We start from the raw sequence: 24,847 nt of genomic DNA, 5'->3' as shown, positions 1-24,847 counted from the left end.
GGGAGGTGGCGACCCACAAACGAATCGGCGAGCCACTCACCGGCCACACCAGAGGCATCGAGTCGGTGGCGTTCAGTCCTGACGGCAAGACCCTGGCCACCGGCAGCTGGGATAACACGGTGCGGCTGTGGGAGGTGGCGACCCACAAACGAATCGGCGAGCCACTCACCGGCCACACCGATGACGTCAAGTCGGTGGTGTTCAGTCCTGACGGCAAGACCCTGGCCACCGGCAGCTGGGATAACACGGTGCGGCTGTGGGAGGTGGCGACCCACAAACGAATCGGCGAGCCACTCACCGGCCACACCGATGACGTCAAGTCGGTGGTGTTCAGTCCTGACGGTAAGACCCTGGCCACCGGCAGCTGGGATAACACGGTGCGGCTGTGGGAGGTGGCGACCCACAAACGAATCGGCGAGCCACTCACCGGCCACACCAGAGGCATCGAGTCGGTGGTGTTCAGTCCTGACGGCAAGACCCTGGCCACCGGCAGTCACGACCGCACGGTGCGATTGTGGCAGCTATGAAACACTCCGGTCGGTAGGGCGCGAACAGGGCGAACGCACCCCGAAAACGTTTCATGGGTCGTTTCAAACAGATTGACGATTGAAACAGACACACGAAACGATCGGGGGTATGAGCGACGACGACTTCCTCTTACAGCTCATAACAAAATGCTTCTATCTCGCGACAACAGGTGACACCCTGCTGTGTGGTGGGTCCGTGAGGAAGGGCGAGCAACCCCCGTGGATCGTTTCCGACGGGCTGTGGGAGCGGGTCGAGCCTCTGCTGCCGAAGGTCGAGCGGCGCAGACACCATCCGGGCCGTCACCGGTTGGACGACCGCAAAGTCCTGTGCGGGATCCTGTTCGTGCTGCACACCGGGATCCGCTGGGAGTTCCTGCCCCGTGAGCTGGGGTTCGGCTCTGGCATGACCTGTTGGCGCCGGCTGCGGGACTGGCACGAGGCCGGCGTGTGGGACGCCCTGCACCAGGCCCTGCTGGTGGAGCTGCACACCGCTGGGCAGCTGGACTGGTCGCGGGCGGGGAAGCGACAGCTCGCACATCAGGGCCTTGAAGGGCGGCCCAAAACCGGCCGGAGCCCGGTCGACCGCGGACGGGCGGGCTCCAAGCACCACGTCCTGACCGACGGCGGCGGTATCCCGCTGGCCGTCTCCCTGACCGGTGGCAACCGCGGGCGACGTCATCCAGCTCCTGCCGCTGCTGGACAAGGTCCGGCCGGTGCGGGGCCGGGTGGGGCGGCCCCGCCGCAGGCCGGAGAAGCTGCTGGCCGACTGCGGCTACGACCACGACAAGTACCGGCGACTGCTGTGGAAGCGAGGGGTCAAGCCCATCATCGCCCGCCGCGGCACCCCGCACGGCTCCGGCCTGGGCGCCCAGCGCTACGTGGTGGAGCGCACGATTGGGCTGCTGCACTGGTTCCGACGGTTGCGCATCCGCTGGGAGATCCGCGACGACATCCACGAAGCCTTCCTGACCCTGGCCGCAGCCCTGATCTGCTGGAGACGCCTCTCCCGCACTTTGTTAGGACCTCTAAGGCGAGCCTGCGCGGAGCGGACCTGAGCGGGGCGAACTTGAAGGGGGCGCACCTGGTCGCAGCGATTTTGACCAGGGCGGACCTGAGCGAGGCGGACCTGACTGGGGCGGATCTGACCGAGGCGGATGCGAATGGGGCGGATCTGACCGAGGCAGACCTGACCGGGGCGTACCTAAGCTCGGCAAATCTGGTCAGGGCGAACTTGAACGGAGCTGAGCTGGTGGGGGTGGACCTGCGCTGGGCTGACCTGCGCTGGGCGAACCTGCGGGGAGTGAACCTGAGAGAGGCAAACCTCGACGGGGTGAACCTGACCGGGGCGCTCTTGAACGAGGCGGATATACGAGGGGCGGACCTACGCGGAGTAGATCTGGCCGGAGTGGACTTGAGCGAGACGATCGGTCTATCAGAAGCGCTCATCCATCGCGCCGAGCCCTCAACAAAAGACCACTCAGCCGCCCCCGATAACCAGGGCTGAACTTGGAGGTATTCCATCGCGCGTCGCGCGGCGAGCCCGAAGCCGCCCAGGTGGCCTCGCTCACCCCGGAGTACGCCTCAGTGGCCGCAGCAGTGCTCCGGCAACGCCGCGCAATGCGCGTTTGAACCCGGCCGCTGCGGCAGAGCTGATAAATATCTTTCCCGGTCAATGTGCTGGTTGCAGAATAGGGAGGGGATTTCGTCCTCCGCACCGCGGCGGGTGGGGCATCTGACCTCATGCGCTGCGGCGCTGGTCTGCGTGTCTGCGTGTCTTCGGCTTCGGGGAGGAGCAGTGGTTGAGCAGCCTGCCCTGCTGATCGACGTCGACGGGTCTTGAACCCCGGACAACGCCGTCCGGCGGGCTTCACCGTCCACCAGTTCCAGCCGACCGGTTTCGTGTTTTCCTAAGAGCTTCCGCCCCCTCACTCATGGAGGAACGCGTGCAGGAAATGTCCCCCGCTGCCGAACGCCTCGTCCGTTTGATGCTGCTGCTTCCGCCCGACAGCCGAGAGCCGCTCTGGAAGAGCGCCGCCGACGACTGCGGCGACCACTCCACCGTCATGTCGATCCGCTGGTGGGTCGGCGACACCGCCCAGATGGTGCCCGAAGCCGCCCCGCGCACTCTTGCCGAGATGGTGCTCACCGTGTTCGGCGAGCCGAGCGAGACGACACTGCGCCTGCTGTCCGAGGTGATCGTGGCCAAGAGCACCGGGACCGGTGTCGGCGAGACGTGGGCCGCTCGCGCCCGCGAGACCGCCATTGACGTCCTGGCCGAACACGACCCCTTGGAGCAGGTGCTGGAGCAGGCGAAGAGCGAATGGACCCTCAGATAGCCCCGGCTCTCGATCAGCCCTCGGCGAGATCGGGGCGCCACTGGAGGACGTCGTCGTCCAGGACGCCGTTCTCCACGTCCTTCAGCGCGGCGGCGTAGCCGAGCTGGATGGCCTGCTCGATCAGCTCGATCATCTCGCCGGTCGCGCGGGTGCCAATGATGCCGCTTCCCGACAGCAGCATCGCGGCCGCGTGCCCGGCCTGCCGCTCATGCGTGTGGCCGGCAACCTTCTGGGCCCACAGGGTCGCCATGAGCTCAATGCAGTCGTCCAGGCCGGGGTTCACGGATCCAGTCATACTGGCAGTATCGCGGCTCGCGGCTGGCCAACCGTTGAGGAGCCTCGGAGATCTTGGCACGACCGAGTGAAGGCCAGGTGAAGTAGTAAGCCGCGGTCTCTCCGGCGTCCGGATTCGGCGGTGCCTCGTCATCACCTTCGGTGATGGGCCCTTCGTAGATCAGCATGACACTGCTGTCGAGCCGTCACGTGATCACGACGTTCTCGGAGGTGATGGTCGACTCTGGAGAGTCCTCCCCAGGAGAGCAGGCACACCACCACGAGCGAACTGCCGTCACCTACAAGATCCTCACCTTGTAGCAGGAAGGTCCCGGGCGGGGGGAGATCCGCCATAGTTTCGAAGCGTACGTCGATGGTTACTCGCTGGGAGGCCTTCCACCGCTTGTGCTGTGACGGCCCTTGCCCGCCGGTGAGACACCCTGTCTTTCCGCAGTCCAGCGCGTCGAGGCCTTCGCGTGTTCCGCCTTCGGCCTGTGTGTGGGCTTCCACCACGTACACACCGTGGGTAATCTTTTATCTACTTTGCGCGAACTGGCCTCTCTGTTCGAGCGACTACCGGAGTGGAGAGCACCGACAGGGAGGTCGTGGATGAAGGTCAAGTCTGCGTGGGCGGTTGCGGCCGCGGTGTGCATGGCGGGTTCGCTGGCGGCAGTGCCGGCCGGGGCGGATGAGGGTCCGCGGTTGGACATCGACTACCGGAAGCTGAGTGCGAAGGCGTTCAAGGCCCTCGCTCCGGCCAAGCCCCGCTCGGCCAAGGCGAAGGCGAGGCGGGCGGCGGCGTGTACGCCGACGACGCTGACGCGCACCAGCAGCTGCAACGGCGGTGAGATCACCGCCAGTGTCTACCGGCGAGGGGTGGTGACCGGGACGGTGACGGTCCGTCTCGCCCAGCACGTGAGCATGAACATCAAGTCCACCGATTTCAGCGAGGACATCAGCGCCGAGGTGCTGCGGGCCACCGGGGAGGCGGTCGGCGGGACGCTGACCCTCACCTCCGACTGCGCCAGCCCGTGCAAGGCCGCCGGCCGGTTCGAGGGCGTGATGCGCCCGGGCGGCCAGATCGACGGAAAGATCTCCTACTCCTCGCCCGTGGGCGCCGGGCAGGCCCACGCCGCGCGGCCCCACTACACCATCACCTTCGCCTCGGCCGGCGCCACGCCCACCACCGGCAGCTTCGAGGGACTCGGGTGGCGGTGCGACCACGCGCTGCGCGGCCAGCGCGCGGGCTGCGTCTACCCCTCGCACACCCCCACCCTGACCACGATGCAGCAACTGCCCGCCATCGCCGCGCACATCCGGGGCGTCCAGAACCGGGGACCGGGCCACTACGGGCGGCCCGGCAGCGGCAACCCGCTGCACCGCGAGGCCGACCGGGCCACACAAGACGCCAACCGCGGCGCGGTCTGCCCCCGGATACCTCCGGTCCAGCACGTGGGTAAGTCCTGTGATGAGTACCCGTTCGCCGCGACCAAAGAAGGAGGGACCACGTTGGGGACCGCAGACCGCGGTATCGCCTGGGTGCCGCTGCTGGAGCAGCGCCGCCAAGGCGGAATGCTCCGCACGTTCTACTACGCCAACCGGGTCCTGGATGGGGACGCGTTCTGGGTGCAGGTATGACCCGACAACGGCTGCGGGTGCACGTGGAGTACTACCAGTACCTCCTGGCGCCCCTGGATGCCGACATCGGCGACCCCGACTACACCGGCAACGGCCTGGTCTGGGTGAACGAAGAGAGCGGTGCCATCGTCATCAGCACCGGCCTGGACACCGGAGACCTCGACCTCGAGGTTCAGGTCGTAGAAGCTGCACCGCCCCTGGACACCGGGGGTTGGGATGAGGTCGTGGAGACCAGCGCCGTCCTGACCGGCACCAGCCTGTTCATCGGCGGGCCGACCGACGACGATCCGCAGGAGATCCCTCTTCCTGCTGAGGAGGACCAGGCCCGCTCCTACCGGGTGCGGGTGCACGCCCGAGGACGCGACGCTGGACGCAAAGCGGGCTACATCCGGGCCGAAGCGGGCGATGCGCTCCTCGAGTACCACCGCATCGTCCTGTGGCCGGCTTCCCCGGCTCCCGAAGAGCCGATCAAACTCACCGACGACGTTGGAGCCCAAACCCGCCAGAGCAGCAGCTGATGCAGGACCTGGTCTGGAACTCGCTCCAGGCCAGGCTCGGCTACTCCCCGACGAGCGCAGGCATGCCCTACGGGTCCCAGGAACCACCACCACCTATCCTGCTGGGCCGCCATCGACCAGATGAGCCGACGCCTCACCCGCGGCTGCCCCGCCACCCGGCCCGGACTCCGGGAACACCTCGGGTAGAACTCGAAGATCAGCTTTCGAGCACGCTGTCAGGGGAAGGGGTGGGCGGCGAGGTAGTCCTGGAGTTCGCGGTGGCGGAACTGGTAGGCCACGCCGGAGGTGCGCAGCAGGCCAGTCTGGTAGCACCAGTGCAGGAACCTTCCGAGGCGCCGGGGCAGCCTGCCCCGTGTGCACAGCAGCAGCATTCCGTATCGCACTGCCGCTGGACCGCCCGTGAGCCCGACCGCGAGCCCGACCGCGAGCCCGACGATGAGCCCGAGCCCGAGCCCGAGACAGAGCCAGAGCACGAGCCAGATCACGAGCTTGAGCACGAACGGGTGGCTGGGATCGGTCTCGAGCCCCATCAGGGGCCAGAGCGCGGACTCAAGCGCGAGCCCGAACGCGAGCCCGCCCACAAGCCACCCGAAAAAATCACTGCGGAGAGGTTCACGCGGGTCGACGCCACTTTTGACCGCGCCAATCGTGAGTCCGGCCGTGAGCCCGACCGCGGGCCCGAGCGTGAGCCCGAACGCGAGCCCAAACGTGAGCCCGAAGTCGAGTCCCCGATCGAGCATGAGCTCGAGCCCAGAGGCGAACCCACGCGCGAGCCCCTCCTCGACCGCGTCCGTGAGCGCGAGCGCGAGCCCGGCTGCGAGCCCGCCCAGGAGCCCGATCACGAGCCCGACCGTGAACCTGCGGCGGCCGTAGCGGGTTTTGAGTTGCGTCCATTCTGTCCACTTCAGGCGTTTTGGCTCTTTCCAAGGATCCCTTTGGAGGATGGCCGCCGCGAACACACCGGCCGGCGGAAGGATCGCAAACCACAGAATTCCGTCCTCTGACATGAATGCAGTCAGGATGAGGATGAGGGCGAAGGCGAAGGCGGTGGTCAGGTGGTGGGGCAGGCGTCCTGCCAGGGGCCACAGCTGGTGCAGGATGAGGTCGGTTCCGGAGAGGGCGCGGCCGTAGACGGGGGGCCGGGTGGTGTTGTCGTTGAGGTGGCGGGCCAGTACCGCCAGCCAGGCGTGCACCTGTTCGGGCCGGTAGCGGCCGGGGCCTTGCGCGGCGGTGGCGGCGGGGATGTACAAGCTGAGCAGGTGGTCGCGCAGGGCGTCGGGGTGGGTGAAGGCGACCAGGTCGGCGGGGTCGCGTTGGGTGTAGACGGTGACGGCCAGCCGTAGCCGCCACGGCGTGGACAGCGCTTGGGCGACGGGATGGCTCGGCTGGGTGAGGGAGTCCAGGACCGGCCGCCAGCGGTTCACATCATGGGTGCCGGTCACTGCGGTGCGGATGAAGCGGGCGGCTTGGGCGGCTTCGACGGGTTGCAGGTTGATGCGGGCGGTGTCGTGGGCCCAGACCCGGTTGGCGATGAGGTCATCGTATTGGCCGGTGCGACAGGTGAGGACCAGGCGGGGCCGCTCCCGGCTCTGCTGGTAGGTGTTGAGGGCGCGTATCGCCTGGGAGGCGGCCGAGTCATAGCCCAGGGGCCGGCCGGGGGCGGTCTCGGCGTCCATCTCGTCCAGGCCGTCGATGACCGGCAGGATCCGCCCCGTCTCCACCAGGCGCCGTGCGGTCGCCGGCGCCATCGGGAACGCCGAGGCCAGTTGGGCGGCCAGCCATTCCTGCACCGGTATCTGCGGGTCCCAGGTGGCGGCCGAGACCCGCACCGGCACCGGATCCTCCGGTTTTCTGACCTGCGGGTCCAGCAGGCCCAGGATCAGCTCCAAGGCCAGCAGGGTCTTGCCGGACCCGCCCTCCCCGGTGATCACCAGGCGTCGCGGGTGGGAGTTTTGAAAGTAGTGCACCACTCCGTTCAGGCTTCCCTGCGCGTCGGGGACGCGGGCGTTGCGGCTGGGTGAGGGTGTGAAGGTGAAGGCCACGTCGATGGTGTTGCCATCCTCGCCCAGCAGCTGTCTGCGCTGGCTCGACTCGGTTTTCATGACTTCCTCGGCCAGCCGGGCCGCCCACAACGTGGTGTCGTCCTCGACGATCCGGGCGGCTGTGGATGCCTGACGGCCGGACAGCACCGCCAGCGCCAACGCCATCAACGCGATCGACGCGCTCCCAGGATCGACCTGCCCCGTCTTCCACTCATCCCACGTCGAGGCGACCACCATCACCGCCGTCAGCACACACGCCCCGACCGCCACCCGCCACGCCCACCGTTCCCCGCCCATGATCCCCATCATCGCCATCACGGTCCTGCCCCCGGCGCTGAATCCGCGGGCCCGTCCTGTTCTGGCCGAAGCTCCTGCGAAAGCGAAGCGGGGTTCGGCGCGGTCTCCACAGTTCAGCTGGGCGGCACCTTGACGGGACTTGTCGCAGCCCTTGATCGCTTCGCCGATCGGTAAAGGCCAGAAAGGAGAAATCGTCCTCCTGTCACCGCCGCTACTACCGGAGCCGGGACAGGCGCTGCATGATCGAAACGCTCTTGCCTCTCCCCGAGACCAAGGAGAAGACCGGCCATGCCCTCATCCGGGAAGCCTCTGCACCGCGGCCAGGTGCTGCTGCTGGCCGCCGCCGAAGCCGTCCTCGGCGAGACCGAGACCGTGCAGCGACGGGTGACCGCGATCCTCGAACTCGACCGGCCGGTCCTGCTGGATCTGGCGAAGACGGTGGCGAGATACATCACCAGCAGCCTGCTGGCCCGCGGCAGCGACTGGACCACCCGGCCCGACGACGACACCGACCTCGACGAACGCGTCCCACCGGCCCGCGCCCTGACATTGCGGATCCTGGCGGCCCGATCGGCTGAAGACCATCCGATGGTCGACGCGCTGCTGTCGACGGTCCCCGACGACCCCGCAGGCCGCTCGGAGACTCTGCGGGACCTGTTCGCCTACGCCTTCGAGTGGACCGAACGCAAGAGCACCGAGATCTCCAACCCTTCGGCGCTGATCCCCACCATGCACCGGGCCATCACCCAGACCACGGACTCCCTCGGCTGGTGAGCCGAACCGCTCTTCTCGGTGCACTGTGCCGAGCACGCGGTCCTTCACCCACCCCTCTCCTTGGCGGTGTCGATCTGGTCGGCCTCAGCGGGGTGAGGGACGACCCGCTGCGCTATGGCCCACCGCGCCTGGGCGGCCACCCGTGCACGGCCCCGGACCCGCATGTCATCGCAAGGATCTCCTTGTCCTGGCCATGGTTAATGCGGCGGCACACGTCACAGACCACCTCGCCCGGGACTCCGGCGCGCAGGACGGTGAGGCGGACCTGCGTCTCCAGCAGCCGGGTGCGCACAGTGGGCTTGAGGTCGCCGAAGCGGCCTCCCTCGTGGGCGGGGAAGTACACCAGATGTCTGTCGGTGAACGCCCGCGGCGCGGCCAGCCGCTGGGCGCCATCCAGGACGAGCCAGCGCTCACCGGTGTCGGCCAGCCGCAGGCCGTGCGCGGGTGGTCCCGCCGACGTCCATCCAAACCTGCACTTTTTTGCCAGTGGAGGTTCGTCGCTGGCTGTCAATTGCCTGGTCCCGGCGCCCCTGACACCTGATGACGAATCCACTGTGGCTACGTAAGTGAGAACGGGGTCTGGCACAAACTCCGTGAAGTGGTGACGTTCCGTGTTGGTCAGTTAGGGAGGAGTATCCGTTTGCGGAGAAGCGGGAAGCCGGCCCGGCCGAACATCTGGCGTTTGAGCATCTTGATGCGGTTGACCTGGCCCTCGACGGGCCCGGAGCTCCATTTCAGGGTCAGGCCCGCGGTGACGGCGTCCAGGTCTCGTTCGATCCCGCTGGCGAAAGTGTGAAGCGCGGGGAGGTCGTCGTGGCGGACGGCCTGGAGCCAGGCGGGGAGTTGGTCGCCGTCCTTCTTCGTCATCATCGCGGCGAAGGCGCGGACGTGTCCGGCAAGCGCCGCGAGTTCGGGGCAGCGTGCCAAGACGGTCTTCAGCCGGAGGTGATGGGCCTCGTCCAGGTGATCGGGGTGCGCGGCGATCCAGCCGGTGACCTTGCGGACTGAAGGCTCCGGAGCGCTGATTGGTCGGGGCGTGCGCAGGGGGCGGAGGTAGTCGCGGAGCGCGGCGTAGCTGCCCTGGTAGCCGAGCGCGGTGATCTCTTCGAGCAGACGGGTGGCGTTGCGTTCGCCCTCACTCCAGCGCTGGTGCAGGTAGGGCTTGAAGTCGTCGACCACGCTCGGTTTGGCGGTCCACTGGCCCCAAAGCAGGTCGTCCGGGGTGGCGGCGCCTGCGTAGCGGGTGACGGTATTGCGGGTCATGCCGAGCATGCGGGAGATGGCGCGCAGGCTGTGGCCGGCGTTCTTGAGCTCGTGGATCCGGGCGTGCTTGGCGCGGGTGCGGTCAGCGAACCGGGAGGAGCCCTGCCGGGCTGCCCGCCAGGGCTCGGGCTGCTCGCCCGGAGGATGGAGCGGCTCTGGTTCTCGCAAGCACGAGCGGTGCCGGGAGACCGTCCGCTCGACGGCCTCGATGAGGTTGTGCCACAGATGCCAGCGATCAGCGCACTGAACCGCCTCAGGTGCTCCTTTGAGGGCGGCATCAGCGTAGGAGCCGGCCCGGTCCCGGCAGACCACCTCGATGCCCGGATGGCCCTTCAACCAGGCGGTGAGGGTCTCGGTGGTGCGGTCGGGCAGGACGTCCACGGGCCGATGGGTGTCCATGTCGATGAGAATCGTTCCGTAGCGATGCCCGCGGCGAGTGGCGAAGTCGTCGACGCCCAGGATCCTGATCGCGCCCACCGGAGGGTCGGGCATCGCGTGGACCAACCGGATCAGGGTGGAGCGGCTGACCAGCAGCCCGAACCGGGCGGCCAGCCGCTGCCCGGCCCGTCCCGCCAGAGCGAGCCCCACCGCCTGGAGCGCGACCTGCAACGGCCGGGTCCGGCGCGCATGCGGCCTGCTCACCTGCGGAACCTGCTCAACGAACGTCCGCGCCGGGCAGGTGCGGTTGTCGCAGAAGAACCGCCGGACCTCCAACTCCAGCAAGACGGGGCGGCCACCGACGGTCAGATCACGCAACCGCCGCCGATACCGGCTGTGCCTGCGCGACGCCTCCACCGAACACCGCGGGCAACGCGCCACGGCCGCCGTTGCACGAGCCCTGACCACCACCTCGGGCCCCTGATCCTCGACGGTGAGGACCTCAACATCATCCAGATGGGGCAGCAGAACACGAACACGAGCAGCCGCCTCGCCCGACAGCACATGCTGCGCCAATGGTCCTCACAGAGCACTTGCCGATGATTGCCAGACGACGATCATCACGCCATGCATGACCACACATGCGCCGAGTTACTGAAACGCGATCCGTCGTACTCCGACCCTCTATCGACCTCGAAGCCGAACTGCACCCCGGACAACCTGGGAGACTCCACACATGTTCGATCTGGCCGACGAATTCCTCCAGCCCCACACCGGAGTGATCATCTACTACTGGGCAGGCCTCGACCACCCCGTCGCCGGCAGCTGGAGTATCCAGATCCCCCTACTGCCCTTCTCCGCAGAAGATGAATACGAGCCGTCGACCTTCCGTCCCGGCACCGAGGGGCCGACGATCGTTGAGACCGAGATCAGCTTGGACTTCATCAGCCTGCCAGGCGATCACCTCACCACCCTGGACCGGCAGATCTTCTCCTTCCCCACGGCCTTCCAGGAAGGTTTCATCGACGGCTCGATCTATCTCTTGGCCACGCACAACCGCGTGGACGTGACCCGCATCGACTTCGGCCCGGCCGGCGAAGACCAGATCACCGCCAGATTCCACGTCGCCTTCGACTTCGAACACACCCGCACAGGAATCCGCAACCGCACCGCAGAGCTGGACACCACACTCCTGTTCCAGCCCGTGGACGAACTCCCTGCACCTCAGCCGCCAACAAGAACCGGGGACCACCAGCTATAGCTGGAGCAGCGAACATGAACCTCTCCAGCTACCTTCCGTCACCACTTCACGGACTTTGTGCCAGATCCCGATTTCACCTTCAAAGCCACCACTGACAGACACTGACGAATCCCAGCTCAAAAACTGACGATTTGCAAGTAGCTGTTAGTGGATTCGTCATCAGGTGTCAGCAAGGAGGCCGTAGTCGCTGAAGCAGAAGACTCCCAGGCTTACGCTGCAGCCCGCCCAGCCCCACCGAGGAGAAGACCGTGAACGACGACGTGGACGCACCCGAGACCGGTGGGAAGCACCGTCGCGCGCCTGCGAGCAGTGCGGTAGTCCGCTGTCGGCGGGCAGCCGCGCCAGCCGCCGGTTCTGCAACGCCGCCTGCCGCGTCCAGCACGCCCGTCTGCAGAAGCTGGCCAGCGAGCGCATGGACACGCTGGCCGCCGAGGCCCGCGAGGACGCCCGGGCGGCCGAGACGCTCACCCGCGAGGCCGACCTGCGCGCCCAGCGGGCCGAGCGTCGAGGTCGAGATCGTCTGGCGCACCCGCCCGCCGGTCGGCTCGCTGGCCCTGCCGTGCAGACCTTGAGGCGGTGGCGAGATCCATGATGACCGAGGCCTTCGCCTCGCCGAGCAGACCGGCAACCACGCAGGATAAAGCGGGAAAACCGCATGCGCATCACGAGGTGGGGCTGACAGACTCCTCAGGGTGATCGTTGTTATCGATGCGAACATCCTGTATGGGGATCCGCGCTGTACCAGTTGGCCATGGCGGGCCCTGGCGATGGGCGCCGGGAGCTGGAGGCTGCGGCTTGTCGTCCCGGAAACGGTCGTGGTCGAGACCGTCGAACGTTTCCGCCGGGATGCGCTCGATACTGAACATGAGTGGAGCCAACGTCGAGAGCGACTCACCAAGTTCGTTGATCTGAGCTCAGCGGTCGACACCGAGGTAAGGAATGAGCTCACGACCTGTCCGGACCGCTACGGCGTCGAGCTCTCGGGCAGGCTTAAGGATCTTGGGGTCGAGGTCATCGCCCCACCCCAGATTTCGATCCTCGACATGGCACGGCGTGCGGCCGCACGTCTTCGCCCCTACAACGCCAAGGGCGCTGGCTTCCGGGACGACGTGATCTGGCGTACCGTCCTGGAGCTCGCCCGCGACAACCCGGACCAGGACATCGTCTTGGTCTCCGATGACGGGGGATTTCGCACTTCGGGCAACATCCTCCACGACGACCTCGTCAACAGCCTGCCAGCAGGGGCCGGGAACCGAGTCCGACTGGCGGCGTCGGTATCAGAGCTGGTTCTTGGCCTGGCCGGTGTCAAGGCGTCTAAGGACGAGGATCGGCTCGCCCTCGTCAAGGACAAACTCCTCCGCGACCTCATCGTCCCCGAGGTCCAGGACATCCTGGCGGGGATCCACGTCGATGCCGTCCGTTGCGGGATCCCCGGCAGCAACGATGACGACACCGCCCGGATCCTCATGGTGCGCGGCGTCCAAGACCTGTGCCTGGACCACACCGCAGCCGACGAAGGCGGCATCGTGGAGTTCACCGCGCTCGCCGATGTGATCTTCCTGACCGGCGGGCCGGACGTTCCCGAGCGCACCAGCCACTACCAACACGCCCCCTGGGAGCACCCCTCAGCAATACCGGAGGGCATACAGGTAGGGGAGGCATGGGAAGAAGTGGGGGAGGCGACCTCAGCCGAAATAATGCAGAGAGTCATCGGCCAAGTCGCACTCGACCACCACGGACGACCTACCGTCACGACAATCACCCACCTGTCCGCAGAGAAAGACGGCCACGGTGATGCACGGGCGGCCACGAAATCAGCTTTGCGGGTCGCACGTCTCACACGCGGCCTCCTCATCCAGGAGTCGGCACGTGCCCTGGCCGACATGGTCGGATTCGACCCTCAGAACCCCACCTCTGAAGGCACTCAAGGTCTCAAAATGCTCCTGGACGTACTCTCCAAGATCTCAAACCACGACCCTCTTCTACCGCCCTCTGATGACACCCTGTGAACATGCCCGCGCTGGGGCGAGTGCCGAAGCCCTCATCCCCTGGGTACCCATCCACCCGGACAAACCCGAGGCCGGCTGGATCATCACCTGCCTGGACCTCAAGCACTACGCCCTGCTGCCCCATGCCAAGGGTTGGCACCTCATCCGCGCCCTCACCCGCGGCGGCGGCACCCACATCACCACCGACAACGAAGCCAAGGCCTGGGCAGCCGAGGTCCTGAAAGCCAAAGCCCGCATCACCGCCCCGGCATGGCAGGCCGCCACCGAACACCAGGGTGCCCGCACACTGTCCGCCAGCACATGACCCGCCCTTCCTGCGGTCAGGTCTCGTCTTCCGGCCGTTGCAGTAGGACGCCCGCCAGCCGCCATTGCCCCTCGGGGGTCTTGCGCCAGTCGCCGATGAGTACCGTCTCCTTCAGGTAGTCGGGGTCTGGTGGGTAGGTCAGCCGTCCGTGGGCTACTGCGCCCAGAGGGAGGTGCTGCACCAGGGTGTGTCCGAGTGAGGGCCCGGCGGAGTAGTAGGCCACGGTCTCGTCTGCGCTGAGGCGCGGCGGCGCGGAGTCTTCCTCCAGGATGATGGGGCCGTCGTAGATCAGATCGGTTTTCTTGCCGATGCGTCTGACGATCACGACGTTGCTGGCGGTGAGGGTGGGTTCCGGCGAGTCGTGCCAGTCCAGCAAGCACGCTGCCACCAGCTCTTTGGGGTCGCTTACGGGTTCTTCACCGGGGAGTATGAGGGTCCCGGGGTGTTCCTGGCCGTCGGTGCGGGGATCCGGGGGGATCGTCATGGTTTCGAAGCGTACGTTGATCGCTAACCAGGGGCGAGGTCTTCACCACTTCCGCCGTGATGGCCTTCTTTCTCTCCGGTGGGGCACTCTGCCTTTCCGCGGTTCTGTGCGGCAGGGCCTTGAAGATCAGGAGAAGGTCTTCAGGAGGCTTTCCGCGCCCTGCCCGACATCCTCGGCGGTGAGAAGACGCAACTGTCTGAGGTCTTCGTGGGCCGTGGTTCCGACGAGTCGCTCGGCCTGTGCCGCCATACTCGCCTCGAAAAGGCTCCGCACGGTCCTTCCGTTCGCGAAGCCGGGCTCGGCTGCCATCATCCGCAGGGCGCCGTTGACGAGGGCCCTGGTCTCGGTGCCGGCAATGACGTCCGCCTTCTCGACGAGGCCATCCCAGATGGTGAGCAGTTCGTCCGGTGAATAGTCGTCGAACTGTACCCAGGTGGCGAAACGGGAGCGGAGTCCCTCGTTGGAGGCAAGGAAGCAGCGCATCGGATCGGAATACCCGGCCGCGAGGTCCAGCAGCTCGAGGCCGAGCCCCGGACCGCGCAGGCCACGCGGCAGACGGCCGCCCCGGCCGGCGACGCGGTGATCGAACTGCGCGGGGTGACCGCGGCCCGCGGGCCCGGCCTGCGCCCCGCCGTCCGCGACATCGACCTGCGGATCCCGCGGCGCGGGCACACCGCGATCGTGGGCCTGTCGGGCTCGGGCAAGACCACCCTGTTCTCCCTGATCCTGCGCTTCCTCCAGCCGCAGGAAGGCAGCCTGCTCCTGAACGGCCAGGCGTACGAGGAATCCGCTCCATGGGAGCTGCGCGCGAAGATCGCCTACGTCGAGCAGGAGACGCCCCTGGTCCCCGGCACCATCGGCGAAAACCTGCGCTTCTCCCACCCCGAGGCGACCGACGAGGAACTGCGCCGGGTCCTGCGCGAGGTCGGCCTCGACGGCAAGGTCGACTCGCTGGAAGACGGCCTGGACAGCCCGCTGTCGCCCGCCACGGTCTCCGGTGGCGAACGACAGCGGATCGCGCTGGCCCGGGCGATCCTCCGCACCCCCGACGTGCTGCTCCTGGACGAGGCCACGGCCCAGATCGACGCCCTGTCCGAGGCCGCCGTGCACACGGTCATCCGCGACCGCGACCGCGACCGCGACCGCGCCCGGCACGGCGCGGTGGTCACCATCGCCCACCGCCTGTCCACCGTGCTCGACGCCGACGCCATCATCGTCATGGAAGCGGGCCGTATCCGGGCCACCGGCACCCACGAGACCCTCCTGGCCACCGATGACCTCTACCGCCGGCTGATCAGCGCCCTGCGCATCAACGCCACCCAGCCCGCCGCCTGACCACCACCCGACAGAGATGATCCTCTTGGACGTCAAGGGCCGGGGTGTGTGCAGTTCTCGGTAGGGGGTTTTTCAGTCATGAACGTCATGATGGGGGGACATAACGCCCTACCGGTAGCGGATTTTCTCCTGGCTGTCAGCCCCGGGGCGGGTAGTCGTCGTGGTCGTGGACCGCGACCGGCTGCCCCTCCAGGACGGGTTCGGGGTCGGGTAGCTGCCACCCGTGCCGGTTCAGTGCCTTCACGAACGCTGTGACGAACGCCGGGTCGAACTCGATCCCGGCGCAGCGCTGCAGCTCTTCGACGGCCCATCTGACGGGCTTGGCCTTGCGGTAGGAGCGGGTCGAGGTCATCGCGTCGAACGCGTCGGCGACGCCGATGATGCGCGCGAATTCGGGGATCTCGTCCCCGGCCAGGTCCAGCGGGTAGCCGCGGCCGTTGAGCTTCTCGTGGTGGTGCATGATTCCGGCGCGTGCCTCCTCGAGGAACCCGATGTCCCCGACGATGTGGAGCTGTACGCGCTCCTCGAAACCGGATGGAACCCGGACTTCGACGTCCCCCAATGACCAACCTTCGGGAAGGGTCAGACAATCCGCACCAACCGCCACCGGCAGGCTGCGGGGGTTGGGAGGATTGGTACAGGGATTGGCGGTAAGGCGTCGATCTCGGTTTCGGTTTGGTGACCTATGGGAGGTCAGGGGTGCATCCCATAGGGACGGTGCAGTCGTTGGTGGTCAGGGGGAGGACGAGTTCTGCGGGTGTGCGGGCGGGGTCGGTGTACGGGGGTTTGCCTGGGTGGAGGCGGCAGAAGGTCACGTTGCCGGTGAAGACGTTCGGGTCGTAGAGCGTGGGCGTTGCCGAAACGAAGGCCGCCATGCACATCTCCGGGAGGCGGCGGTGCTGTTCGTGCAGGGCCGCCCATGCGAAGGCGGCTCCCCGGCGGAGTAGCGTGGTGGCGAGCTCCCGGCCCTCTTGGAGCAGGTCTGCGTCGGGGATTCCCCGCCCGTTGACCGCGATCTCGTAGTCCGTGGTGGCGGGGAACTTCGCCCGGTCGCCGTGATAGCTCTCGTACCAGCCGGTCAGGACGACGGCGTCGTCGATGACCATCCAACTGCGTTCCAGAACGGGACCGTAGTGCGGACAGAGGTCCGCTTTCCGCAGCGTCCGGAGGAAGTTCCGGCCGAGCAGCTGGATCGTGCTTTCGCTCATCACGGCCATAGCCGCCAGGTTCCCATTCATGCTCTGATCCCGCATCCGGTTTCAGAGCACGACCGGTGTTCCAGCCCAGCGATGGAATCCGTACCCCGAACCGAGACCAGGATCGACGCCTACCGCCAACCCCGGTACAGAGCCTCCTTGCGGGCCGATCCCGTCGGGCGGGTGCGGTCGGGGAGCGCTCGCTGGTGGCGGGTGTTCGTCGGCCCCTGGTCGCCTCCTCCGTACTTGACTCTGTTTATTATAGTGACCTGGAGCACACCGATCGGGAGAGAGTGGGCGCGCATGGTCGGAGTCGACGGGCACAGCGGCATCGGGCCGGACACGGCGATCACGGGCGTGCTCAGCGCGCTCGACCTCGCCGAGACCGGCCCGGACGCCTATATCGCGCCCGCCTTCCACGGCATCGACGCTCCGCGCTCCTACGGCGGCCAGCTCCTGGCCCAGGGCCTTGTGGCGGCCGCCCGCACGGTGCCCGGCGCGGTTCCGGCGCACTCGCTGCACGCCTACTTCCTGCGCGGGGGTGATCCTCGCAAGGACACCGCGTTCGCCGTGCGGCGGCTGCGCGACGGGCGCCGCCTGTGCAGCCGCGCGGTGGAGATCAGGCAGGACGAGCGGGTCCTGGCGACGATGACGGTGTCGTTCGCCGCTCCGGCCGGGGGCCTGTCGCACCAGGCCGGGGCGCCGCGCGTCGCGCCGCCGGAGGAGTTGCCGACGCTGGTGGAGTGGAGCAGCGGGCATGGGGCGGATCCCGAGCATCTGTGGGACATGCCGACGGTCGAGACACGGGTGGCGTCGGACATGCCGCCGCACGGCAGCGCGGCCTGGCATCGCATGGCGGGGGCGGTGGGCGATGAGCCGGCTCTGCATCAGGCGCTGCTGGTGTACCTGTCGGATGTGACGACGCTGGCGGGTGTTCTGGTGCCGCACGGGATGCCGCTGGGGGTGGAGGTCGCCGACGGGCAGGTGTGGGATGCGGTGTCGCTGGATCATGCCGTCTGGTTCCATCGCGCCGCGCGTGCCGATGACTGGCTGCTGTTCCTGCAGGATTCGCCCGTGGCCGAGGGCGGGCGCGGCCTGGTGCGCGCCGATGTGTTCGATCGGGGCGGTCTGCTGGTCGCCTCGATCGCGCAGGAAGGCCTGTTCTATCCCCGCTGAGAGCTTCCGGCCCCCGTCGGAGCCTCCATGTCGAAGTGAAAGTGAAGGAGACGCCTGTGAGCATTCTGCCGTCTTTGGCGGTGTCGCTGGGATTCTGGCAGGATCGGCCGCCGGCCGAGGCCCTGGAGACCGCACGGCATGCCGACGCGCTGGGCTATGAGCGGCTGTGGATCGGTGAGATGGCGACGTATGACGCGTTCGCGCTGGCCACGCGGATCGCCGCCGGGACGCGGCTCGCTCTGACGGTCGGGCCGCTGGCCGTGGCGGTGCGCGATCCGATGCTCATCGCGCGTGGTGCGGCCTCGGTCGCCGATCTGGGCGGGCGGCCGGTCGATGTGGCGGTGGGCACGTCGAGCCCTCTGGTGGTCTCCCATTGGCATGGCAGGTCGCGGGAGCGGTCGGCGAGGGTGCTGAGCGAGTCGGTTCGGGCGCTGCGGCCGCTGCTGGCGGGTGAGAAGACCGATTTCCAGGGTGAGGCCGTCAGCACGCGGGGCTATCATCTGCGGCTGGCGGCGCCGGGGTCGTCGCTGGCGGTCGCCGCGTTCGGTCCGGCGGCGGTGCGGACGGCGGCGCGGTATGCCGACCGGATGGTGCTGAATCTGCTCACTCCGGCGTCGGCGGGTGCGCTGACCGCGGCGATGCGGGAGGAGGCGGCTCTGGCGGGCCGGGACGCGCCGGCGGTGACGGCGTGGGTGAGCGCCGCCGATGCCGGTGACGGTGAGGCGGTCGACCAGGTCCGGCGGGGTGTCGTCGGTTATCTGGCGGCGCCGGGGTATGGCGAGATGTTCACCGAGGCGGGGTTCGGTGACCTGGTCGCGTTCGCCCGGACCCGTCCGCATCCGAAGGAGCTGCTGGCGGCGGTGCCGCGCGAGCTGGTCGGGGCGGTCGGGTTGGTGGGCTCCGATGAGGAGGTCCGTGCTCAGCTCGCCGCTTATGCGGCGGCGGGTGTGGACGAGGTGGCGGTGATTCCCGCGAGTGTCGGCGCCGATCCCGGTGGGCGCGCCACGCTGGAGCGGCTGCGCCGTCTGGCTTCCTAGAGGAGGGGGGGTGTTTCCTCCGGCGGGTGCTGTGGCACCCGCCGGAGTGAACGCCACGCGGGTGCGTTCCAGGGGTTCGCTGCAGCCGCGGCAGCGCAGGTACGGCTGGAGGGGCCGTCCGCAGGCGCGGTGGATCAGGTGCACGTCGCTGCCGGGCGGCCAGGTGTACCAGCGTTGGGCCCCGTCGGCGAGGAGTGCGAAGGCGCCGAAGAAGGCGGCGCCTTCGTCGGTGAGCGGGTAGCGGCGTGCGGTGCCGGTTCCTTCGGGGTGCAGGACGCCGAGTTCGCGTTCGAAGTCGGCGAAGCGGCGGATGTGCTGGTGGAAGGCGCGTTGGAGGATGAGCAGGGTCCATTGCCCGCCGATCGCCAGGAGTGCCTGTCCGATGGCGCCCGGTCTCGCCTCGACCGCCATGGTGCCCGCCTCCGTTCGGTCGCCTGTCCGGTGGTTCTCTCGGGCTGGCTTCGGTCACCGAAGTGGAGGCGGGCGGGGTGTCAGGTGTCGAAGTCGGTGGCGGCGGTGCGGCCGAGGCCTGCCAGGAGTGTCGCCCGGTCGTAGTACTCCAGCCATTCGGATACCAGTCCGTCGGCGGTGTAGGACAGGACGCCGACGACGGGGACCTCGGTGCGGCCGTGGCCGCTGTCGAACACGTCGCGGCGCTCCAGGAAGACGCGGCCGTCGATGACGCCGAGGGCTCGGACCTGGAGTTCGAGGTGGGTGAGGCCGACGGCGAGGTGGCCGAGCCGTTCGGCGATGGCCTCGCGGCCGCGCAGCGGCTCCTGCATGACGCTGTGCAGGAGGCCGTCGGGGGCGAACATCGCGGTGATGCCCGCCCAGTCCTGGGCGTTCCAGGCGGCGACCATGTCCCGTGCGGCGGCGAGCTTGTCGTCGTCGGTCATCGGAGGTCCTTTCCAGTGGACAGGTCGGCGCGCAGTTCGCGTTTGAGGACCTTGCCGACGGGGTTGCGGGGCAGCTCGGTGCGGATTTCGAGGTGTTCTGGCAGCTTGTAGGAGGCGATCTTGCAGTCGCGCAGGAACGCCACGATCCCTTCGAGCGACGGGTGGGCGCCGGCCCGGGGTACGACGACGGCGCAGGCCTTCTCGCCCAGGACGGGGTCGGGGTAGCCGACGACGGAGACTTCGGCGATGTCGGGGTGGCCGGCCAGGAGGCCTTCCAGTTCGGCCGGGGCGATGTTCATGCCGCCGCGGATGATGAGGTCCTTGGCCCGGTCGACGTATCGGAGGTACCGGCCTCCTTCGCCGGCGATGACGAACACGTCGCCGGTCTTGAGGTAGCCGTCGTCGTCGAACGGGGAGGGCAGGGCGGCGCCGCCGAGGTAGCCGGGGAACACCATGGGGCCTTTGATCCGCAGTTCGCCGGGTATGCCGGGCTCGGTGACCGGCGCGCCGGTGTCGGGGTCGACGAGCCGGATGGAGACCTGGCCGGAGATCCGGGAGGACCACCGGGTGCCGGGGGCGCCGAAGTGCGGGAAGTACAGGGCGCGCTCTTCGGGGTCGGGTACGTCGTGCGGGTCGGTGAGCAGCGCGATGCCCTCGTTGGAGCCGAAGAAGTTGATGATGCCGATGCCGTGGCGTTCCTGCCAGCCGCGGACCATGGACGGGGCGAGCGGCGCCGAGCCCGATCCGATGAGCCGCAGTGAGGACAGGTCGGTGGCGGACAGGAGGTCCTCGCGGGCGAGGAGCATCGTCAGCAGTGCGGGCGGTGCGACGGTGTAGGTGGCCTTCTCGGCCTGGATCTGGGCCAGGAAGGTCGGCAGGTCGAAGGGGTGGTGCTGGACCAGGACGCCGCCGACGCGCAGCCACGGCAGGAACATCCCGTTGATGCCGGCCATGTTCACCATCGGGAAGGGGTTGAGCAGTACGTCGTCGCCGGTGAGGCGGGGTGCGTCGATCGTCGCCCAGCTCATCGCGAGCCAGTCCAGGTGGGTGCGGGGCACGCCTTTGGGGGTGCTCTCGGTGCCGGAGGTCCAGCAGATCGTCACGCAGTCGTTCGGGTCGGCCGGATGGGCGGCGGTGTGCGCCGCGACCCGGTCGGCCGCGCCGGGCGCGGTGGTGACGGGCACGATGCCGTCCGGCAGGGGCGTGTCGCCGAACGCGAACACGGTCCGCAGGGCGGGGAGGCCGCCGCGCAGTGCGGCGATCTCGGCCGCGGGGCTGCGGTCGCCGACGCGCGCGGTGGTCAGGAACGCCGAGAAGGCGGCCAGGCCGCCCAGTTCGGTGATCTCCCGTTCGCGGTACTGCACCGGCAGGGGCGAGACGACCGCGCCGATGCGCCAGAGCGCCAGGTAGGCGATGACGAGTTCGACGGTGTTGGGCAGTTGCAGGCCGACCACGTCGCCGGGGCCGACGCCGTGTGCGAGCAGCAGGTCGGCGAGGCCGTCGGTCTCGGTGTCGATCTGCCGCCACGTCAGCCGTCGGGGCGCCTGCCCGGTGAGCGCCTGCTTGTTGGCGGGGTCGACGAGCGCTTCCCGGTCGGGCGCCGCCGTGACGCGGGCGCGGAACAGGGCGTCCATCGTCTCGTCGCCCCACCAGCCGCGCGCGGTGTAGTCGGCGACGCGGTCGGCCGGGTGCAGGCCGCGGTGCATAGGTGCTCCCTTGTTGTCGGTGCGGGAAGGAGGGGGCGCGGTCCGCGCCGACCGCGCCCCCGGGGAAGGACGGCCGAGGCCGTCCCGGCTCAGTTCCCGGCGATGGAGATGACGTCGCCGGCGGGCTCGAACGACTTCTTGGCGGCGTTCCAGGTGAAGGGGCGGAACGCGCCGATGCCGAGTGAGGTCTCCGGCGTCATCTTCCATTCGATGCCGTCGATGAACATCGGCGGGGAGTAGGTCTGGGTGCGGGCGACCTTGATGATGCCGAGCCTGCTGAGGCCGTCGTCGGAGGCGGCGGCCTTGGTGAACGCGTCGACCATGAGGTCGCCGATGGCCCAGCCGTTGACGGTGTAGTTGTTCAGCGGCGCCTTGACGCCGTGCTTTTCGGCGTCGGCCAGGTACTGCTTCACGCCGGCGTCGTCGGCGTAGATGGGGTTGGCCGGGTCCTTCAGCCACACCATCACCTGCTGGCCGTCGGCGGCGGCGCCGGCGGGCTCGTAGAGGCTCTTGCCGTCGACGCAGTTGGCGGGCTGCACGAAGGTCTCGGGCTTCCAGCCGGAGCGGCCGACGGCCTGGCTGAGGGACAGGCAGTCGGTGGTGACGCCCGCGTCGATGAGGACGGGTGCGCCGCTCTCCTTCAGGGTGGTGACGGCGGCGTTGGGGTCGGTGAGGGGCGCTTCGGCGGCGATGGTGATGTTCGTACCCTCGATGGCCTTCTTGAAGCCGTTGGCATAGCTTTGCCCGGATTCGGTCTGGTTCGAGGCCAGAGCGACCTTCACGCCGTTCGGGTACTTCTTCTTCAGCTGCTCGACCACGACGGCCATCTCGGCCTCGCTGGAGGGCAGGTACTCCGTCGTCCACGGGAAGTTCACCGCGTCGCGGTACTCCGGCACCGCGGCCTGGGCGAACAGCAGCGGCACGCACGCCTCGTTCTGGTCGTCGGCCGCGGCGTTCAGCTGCCCGGAGCCGAACACCTCCAGGACGTGCACGCCGTCCTTCTGGATCAGTTCGTTCACGTTGGCCTTGGCGCGCTCGGGGTTGAACGCGTCGTCCTTGGCGACGACCTCCAGCTTGACGCCGCCGATGCCGCCGGCGTCATTGGCGACGGCGAAGCGGGCCTTCATCCCGTCGATGACGGCGCCCGCGGCCACGGCCAGCGGGCCCGACAGCGGCGCGCTCCATCCGACCTTGAGGGTGCCGGTGATCGCGGCTGTCGCCGCGTCGGGGTCGAGGCAGTCGTCGGCGGTGACGAGGCCGCCCGCGGCGCCGGGGGCGGTCTCCTCCTCGGCTCCGGTGCCGCAGCCCGCGAGGAGCAGAACGGCGGCGGCGCCGGCGGCGGCCAGTCGCATCGATCGCATGGTCGTACTCATTTCTGTGTCGTCTCGCGCTCGGGCGAGGCGGGGGTGGGGTCGGAGGGGAGGTCTTCGGGCGGGGGCTCGATCCGGACGAGGCGGCGCGCCACCGCGCCGAACCGTCCGGCGATGCCCTCGGGCATGAGGAACACGATCGCGATGAGCACGGCGCCGAAGAGGATCCCCGAGACGTGCCCGGAGACCAGGTCGGCGGTGTAATACGGCAGGAACACCACGGCGAGTGCGCCGGCGATCGGCCCGTAGAGGGTGGCGGCGCCGCCGAGGAACAGGCCGGTGATCAGCTCGATCGACTTCAGGAGGGTGAAGGATCCGTCCGGGGACAGGGCGCCGACGTACATGGCGAACAGGCCGCCCGCCAGGCCCGTGACGGCGCCGGACAGGCCGAACGCGAGGGTCTTGACCGAGGCGATGTGGACGCCGGAGGAGGCCGCCGACAGCTCGTTGTCGCGGACGGCGAGCATCGCCTTGCCCAGGCGGCTGCGGGTGAGGTTGCGGATCAGGATGATGACGGTGATGAGGACGACGGCGCACACCCAGTAGAGCCACAGGTAGCGCTGGCCGGCGCCCAGGCCCGTCCATTCGGGCGGGGCGAGCTGGCGGGAGCGGATCACCAGGCCCGCCGCGCCGCCGGTCAGGTCGGTGAACCGCTTGACGAGCTCGGGGAACGCGACGCCGACGGCGAGGGTGACCAGCGCGAGGTACAGGCCGCGGATGCGCAGGGCGGGCAGGCCGACGACGAAGCCGAGCGCGAAGCAGAGCACGGCGGCGACCGGGAGGGTGAGCAGCGGCTCGACCTGGTAGGAGACGATCATGACGCCGGTGGTGTAGGCGCCGAGGCCGAAGAACGCCGAGTGGCCGATCGACAGTAGGCCGGTGTAGCCGGTGACGAGGTTGAGGCCGCTGATGGCGATCGCGAAGATCAGGACGCTGGTGAGCTGGCCGACGCGGAACGGCTCGAGCCCGGAGCCGAGGTAGAGGGCGGCCAGTGCCAGGAGCGGCCCGGCGGCGATGGCGGCGCGGTGCTCGGCGCTGCCGCGGACCAGGGTGAGGAGGGGGCCGCGCGGGCGTTTTGCGGGGGCCGGGGCGGGCGGCGGCGCGTGTTCGGTGGAGGTGGTGGTCACAGCCGCTCCATCTGTCGGGTGCCGAACAGGCCGGTCGGCCGGAACAGCAGGATCAGGACGATGACGACGAGTGCCGCGGTCTGCTGGAGGGTGCCGCCGATGACGTCGACGTAGCCGGTGATCATCGCTTCCAGCAGGCCGATCGCCAGGCCGCCGACGACCGCGCCGACGGGGCTGTCGAGGCCGCCGAACAGGGCGGCGGCCGAGGCGTAGATGAGGATGGGGAACATCGTCGTCAGGGACAGCTGCTGCGCCGACAGGGGTGCGATGAGCACGCCGGCCAGGGAGCCGATGATCCCGGCCAGGCCCCAGCCGAGCATGAGGATCCGGCCCGTGGGCACCCCGGCCAGGGCGGCGGATTCGGGGTTGTCGGCGACGGCGCGCATGTGCAGGCCGAGGCGGGTGCGGTTGAACAGGGCGAAGACCAGGCCGATGAGGACCGCGACGACCAGCCAGACACCGAGGGCGTCGAAGTACAGGCGGGCGCCGCCGACGGCCAGGTAGTCGTCCTGACCTCCGGGGAACAGGCCGGGCATCGTCTTGGTCTCGGCGTCGAACAGCAGCCCGGCGAGGGCGTTGAAGCCGGTGAACAGGCCGAGGGCGACGATCAGGGTGGCCATGTCGTTGCGGCGCCGTACGGGCCGGATCAGGGTCCGCTCGACGGCCGCGCCGAGCACGAAGCCGATCGCGCAGGCGATGAGGGCCGCGGACCATACGGGGATGCCCTGGGTGGTGAGGGCCCAGGCGATGTAGGTGGTGAACAGCGCCATCTCGCCTTGGGCGAAGTTGATGGTGCCGGTGCCGCGGAACACCACGACCAGGGCGAGGGCCATGATGGCGTAGACGGTGCCGTTGGTGATGCCGTCGAACAGGCGCTCCAGGAAGATGTCCATCGTCGTC

24 protein-coding genes and 1 pseudogene are annotated in these 24,847 nt (G+C 68.6%); 13 read left to right on the top strand and 12 right to left on the bottom strand.

The window, feature by feature from the left end; all coding sequences use genetic code 11:
- From ABD140_RS32890 to ABD140_RS32875, 4 genes are all read left to right on the top strand, one after another.
- Nucleotides 1-527: WD40 repeat domain-containing protein (locus tag ABD140_RS32890; protein ID WP_344245539.1), on the top strand; the 527-nt coding region annotated here is incomplete at its 5' end.
- 223 nt (nt 528-750) lie between these two features.
- Nucleotides 751-1,582, top strand: a protein-coding gene (locus tag ABD140_RS32885; RefSeq protein WP_344245543.1) for an IS5 family transposase whose coding sequence is annotated in 2 segments (ribosomal slippage) — nt 751-1,191 and nt 1,193-1,582 — 831 coding nt in all. Because the reading frame shifts where the segments join, the coding sequence is not laid out codon by codon here.
- 11 nt (nt 1,583-1,593) lie between these two features.
- Complete coding sequence (locus tag ABD140_RS32880; protein WP_344245537.1) at nt 1,594-2,031, top strand: pentapeptide repeat-containing protein; 438 nt, start codon at nt 1,594-1,596, stop codon at nt 2,029-2,031.
- A 439-nt stretch (nt 2,032-2,470) separates the two neighbouring features.
- The gene (locus tag ABD140_RS32875) at nt 2,471-2,863 is read left to right on the top strand and encodes a hypothetical protein (RefSeq protein WP_344245535.1); all 393 of its coding nucleotides are present in this window, start codon (nt 2,471-2,473) and stop codon (nt 2,861-2,863) included.
- Nucleotides 2,864-2,876: 13 nt separating this feature from the next.
- Here the strand turns inward: ABD140_RS32875 and ABD140_RS32870 are convergent, their stop codons facing one another.
- A complete protein-coding gene (locus ABD140_RS32870) occupies nt 2,877-3,158 on the bottom strand; it encodes a hypothetical protein (protein ID WP_344245533.1) in 282 nt (93 codons plus the stop codon).
- A 587-nt stretch (nt 3,159-3,745) separates the two neighbouring features.
- Here ABD140_RS32870 and ABD140_RS32865 point away from each other — a divergent pair.
- A complete protein-coding gene (locus ABD140_RS32865) occupies nt 3,746-4,774 on the top strand; it encodes a NucA/NucB deoxyribonuclease domain-containing protein (protein WP_344245531.1) in 1,029 nt (342 codons plus the stop codon).
- The gene (locus tag ABD140_RS32860) at nt 4,771-5,292 is read left to right on the top strand and encodes a hypothetical protein (RefSeq protein ID WP_344245529.1); all 522 of its coding nucleotides are present in this window, start codon (nt 4,771-4,773) and stop codon (nt 5,290-5,292) included. Before ABD140_RS32865 ends, ABD140_RS32860 begins: the two co-directional genes overlap by 4 nt.
- 215 nt (nt 5,293-5,507) lie before the next feature.
- On the opposite strand, the gene ABD140_RS32855 is transcribed toward ABD140_RS32860, so the two are convergent.
- The gene (locus ABD140_RS32855) at nt 5,508-7,649 is read right to left on the bottom strand and encodes an NACHT domain-containing protein (protein WP_344245527.1); all 2,142 of its coding nucleotides are present in this window, start codon (nt 7,647-7,649) and stop codon (nt 5,508-5,510) included.
- A gap of 270 nt (nt 7,650-7,919) precedes the next feature.
- On the opposite strand from ABD140_RS32855, the gene ABD140_RS32850 reads away from it, so the two are divergent.
- On the top strand, nt 7,920-8,405 hold the full coding sequence (locus ABD140_RS32850; RefSeq protein WP_344245525.1) for a hypothetical protein: 486 nt from the start codon (nt 7,920-7,922) through the stop codon (nt 8,403-8,405).
- Nucleotides 8,406-9,023: 618 nt separating this feature from the next.
- Here ABD140_RS32850 and ABD140_RS32845 read toward each other — a convergent pair.
- Entirely contained in the window at nt 9,024-10,610 is a 1,587-nt protein-coding gene (locus tag ABD140_RS32845) for an ISL3 family transposase (protein ID WP_425544174.1), read from the bottom strand.
- Between the two features lie 172 nt (nt 10,611-10,782).
- Here ABD140_RS32845 and ABD140_RS32840 point away from each other — a divergent pair, with 172 nt between their 5' ends.
- From ABD140_RS32840 to ABD140_RS32830, 3 genes are all read left to right on the top strand, one after another.
- Nucleotides 10,783-11,307, top strand: a complete 525-nt coding sequence (locus ABD140_RS32840; RefSeq protein WP_344245523.1) for a hypothetical protein — start codon at nt 10,783-10,785, stop codon at nt 11,305-11,307.
- A 692-nt stretch (nt 11,308-11,999) separates the two neighbouring features.
- The gene (locus tag ABD140_RS32835; RefSeq protein ID WP_344245521.1) at nt 12,000-13,316 is read left to right on the top strand and encodes a PIN domain-containing protein; all 1,317 of its coding nucleotides are present in this window, start codon (nt 12,000-12,002) and stop codon (nt 13,314-13,316) included.
- The gene (locus ABD140_RS32830) at nt 13,303-13,620 is read left to right on the top strand and encodes a hypothetical protein (protein WP_344245519.1); all 318 of its coding nucleotides are present in this window, start codon (nt 13,303-13,305) and stop codon (nt 13,618-13,620) included. The genes ABD140_RS32835 and ABD140_RS32830 overlap by 14 nt, the downstream gene beginning before the upstream one ends.
- A gap of 16 nt (nt 13,621-13,636) precedes the next feature.
- Here the strand turns inward: ABD140_RS32830 and ABD140_RS32825 are convergent, their stop codons facing one another.
- The gene (locus tag ABD140_RS32825) at nt 13,637-14,008 is read right to left on the bottom strand and encodes a hypothetical protein (protein WP_344245517.1); all 372 of its coding nucleotides are present in this window, start codon (nt 14,006-14,008) and stop codon (nt 13,637-13,639) included.
- 222 nt (nt 14,009-14,230) lie between these two features.
- Nucleotides 14,231-14,587 (bottom strand): P-loop NTPase family protein, encoded by a 357-nt coding sequence (locus ABD140_RS32820; protein ID WP_344245515.1) that lies wholly within the window; start codon nt 14,585-14,587, stop codon nt 14,231-14,233.
- Between the two features lie 96 nt (nt 14,588-14,683).
- Here ABD140_RS32820 and ABD140_RS32815 point away from each other — a divergent pair, with 96 nt between their 5' ends.
- Nucleotides 14,684-15,439: an ATP-binding cassette domain-containing protein gene (locus tag ABD140_RS32815; protein ID WP_344245513.1), complete on the top strand. Its 756-nt coding sequence runs from the start codon at nt 14,684-14,686 to the stop codon at nt 15,437-15,439.
- 136 nt (nt 15,440-15,575) lie between these two features.
- Here ABD140_RS32815 and ABD140_RS32810 read toward each other — a convergent pair.
- Together ABD140_RS32810 and ABD140_RS32805 are read right to left on the bottom strand one after the other, a co-directional pair.
- Nucleotides 15,576-15,950, bottom strand: a pseudogene (locus ABD140_RS32810) (HD-GYP domain-containing protein); the annotation flags it as partial.
- Nucleotides 15,951-16,122: 172 nt separating this feature from the next.
- On the bottom strand, nt 16,123-16,656 hold the full coding sequence (locus ABD140_RS32805; RefSeq protein ID WP_344245511.1) for a hypothetical protein: 534 nt from the start codon (nt 16,654-16,656) through the stop codon (nt 16,123-16,125).
- Between the two features lie 282 nt (nt 16,657-16,938).
- Here ABD140_RS32805 and ABD140_RS32800 point away from each other — a divergent pair, with 282 nt between their 5' ends.
- Together ABD140_RS32800 and ABD140_RS32795 are read left to right on the top strand one after the other, a co-directional pair.
- Nucleotides 16,939-17,811: an acyl-CoA thioesterase gene (locus ABD140_RS32800; RefSeq protein WP_344245509.1), complete on the top strand. Its 873-nt coding sequence runs from the start codon at nt 16,939-16,941 to the stop codon at nt 17,809-17,811.
- 56 nt (nt 17,812-17,867) lie between these two features.
- A complete protein-coding gene (locus ABD140_RS32795; protein WP_344245507.1) occupies nt 17,868-18,848 on the top strand; it encodes an LLM class F420-dependent oxidoreductase in 981 nt (326 codons plus the stop codon).
- Between the two features lie 491 nt (nt 18,849-19,339).
- Here the strand turns inward: ABD140_RS32795 and ABD140_RS32790 are convergent, their stop codons facing one another.
- The 5 genes from ABD140_RS32790 to ABD140_RS32770 all read right to left on the bottom strand — a co-directional run bounded on the left by ABD140_RS32790 (nt 19,340) and on the right by ABD140_RS32770 (nt 24,840).
- Nucleotides 19,340-19,744, bottom strand: a complete 405-nt coding sequence (locus ABD140_RS32790; protein ID WP_344245505.1) for a nuclear transport factor 2 family protein — start codon at nt 19,742-19,744, stop codon at nt 19,340-19,342.
- Nucleotides 19,741-21,450: a class I adenylate-forming enzyme family protein gene (locus tag ABD140_RS32785; protein WP_344245503.1), complete on the bottom strand. Its 1,710-nt coding sequence runs from the start codon at nt 21,448-21,450 to the stop codon at nt 19,741-19,743. Before ABD140_RS32785 ends, ABD140_RS32790 begins: the two co-directional genes overlap by 4 nt.
- Before the next feature lie 89 nt (nt 21,451-21,539).
- The gene (locus ABD140_RS32780; protein ID WP_344245502.1) at nt 21,540-22,811 is read right to left on the bottom strand and encodes an ABC transporter substrate-binding protein; all 1,272 of its coding nucleotides are present in this window, start codon (nt 22,809-22,811) and stop codon (nt 21,540-21,542) included.
- Nucleotides 22,812-22,819: 8 nt separating this feature from the next.
- Nucleotides 22,820-23,947: a branched-chain amino acid ABC transporter permease gene (locus tag ABD140_RS32775; protein WP_344245501.1), complete on the bottom strand. Its 1,128-nt coding sequence runs from the start codon at nt 23,945-23,947 to the stop codon at nt 22,820-22,822.
- Complete coding sequence (locus ABD140_RS32770) at nt 23,944-24,840, bottom strand: branched-chain amino acid ABC transporter permease (protein WP_344245499.1); 897 nt, start codon at nt 24,838-24,840, stop codon at nt 23,944-23,946. Before ABD140_RS32770 ends, ABD140_RS32775 begins: the two co-directional genes overlap by 4 nt.
- Between the last annotated feature and the right edge of the window lie 7 nt (nt 24,841-24,847).

The sequence above is a fragment of the Actinocorallia libanotica genome, from assembly GCF_039525175.1.
GTDB lineage: Bacteria > Actinomycetota > Actinomycetes > Streptosporangiales > Streptosporangiaceae > Actinocorallia > Actinocorallia libanotica.
The sequence above is the reverse complement of the archived record's forward strand: the minus strand, read 5'-3'. Positions and strand labels throughout refer to the sequence as shown.

Bases quoted from the DNA above. Each gene is read 5' to 3' on its own strand.
- ABD140_RS32870 (WP_344245533.1), bottom strand. From the start codon at position 3,158: ATGACTGGATCCGTGAACCCCGGCCTGGACGACTGCATTGAGCTCATG.
- ABD140_RS32865 (WP_344245531.1), top strand. From the start codon at position 3,746: ATGAAGGTCAAGTCTGCGTGGGCGGTTGCGGCCGCGGTGTGCATGGCG.
- ABD140_RS32860 (WP_344245529.1), top strand. From the start codon at position 4,771: ATGACCCGACAACGGCTGCGGGTGCACGTGGAGTACTACCAGTACCTC.
- ABD140_RS32855 (WP_344245527.1), bottom strand. From the start codon at position 7,649: ATGGCGATGATGGGGATCATGGGCGGGGAACGGTGGGCGTGGCGGGTG.
- ABD140_RS32850 (WP_344245525.1), top strand. From the start codon at position 7,920: ATGCCCTCATCCGGGAAGCCTCTGCACCGCGGCCAGGTGCTGCTGCTG.
- ABD140_RS32840 (WP_344245523.1), top strand. From the start codon at position 10,783: ATGTTCGATCTGGCCGACGAATTCCTCCAGCCCCACACCGGAGTGATC.
- ABD140_RS32830 (WP_344245519.1), top strand. From the start codon at position 13,303: ATGACACCCTGTGAACATGCCCGCGCTGGGGCGAGTGCCGAAGCCCTC.
- ABD140_RS32820 (WP_344245515.1), bottom strand. From the start codon at position 14,587: ATGCGCTGCTTCCTTGCCTCCAACGAGGGACTCCGCTCCCGTTTCGCC.
- ABD140_RS32805 (WP_344245511.1), bottom strand. From the start codon at position 16,656: ATGGCCGTGATGAGCGAAAGCACGATCCAGCTGCTCGGCCGGAACTTC.
- ABD140_RS32800 (WP_344245509.1), top strand. From the start codon at position 16,939: ATGGTCGGAGTCGACGGGCACAGCGGCATCGGGCCGGACACGGCGATC.
- ABD140_RS32790 (WP_344245505.1), bottom strand. From the start codon at position 19,744: ATGACCGACGACGACAAGCTCGCCGCCGCACGGGACATGGTCGCCGCC.
- ABD140_RS32785 (WP_344245503.1), bottom strand. From the start codon at position 21,450: ATGCACCGCGGCCTGCACCCGGCCGACCGCGTCGCCGACTACACCGCG.
- ABD140_RS32780 (WP_344245502.1), bottom strand. From the start codon at position 22,811: ATGCGATCGATGCGACTGGCCGCCGCCGGCGCCGCCGCCGTTCTGCTC.
- ABD140_RS32770 (WP_344245499.1), bottom strand. From the start codon at position 24,840: ATGGACATCTTCCTGGAGCGCCTGTTCGACGGCATCACCAACGGCACC.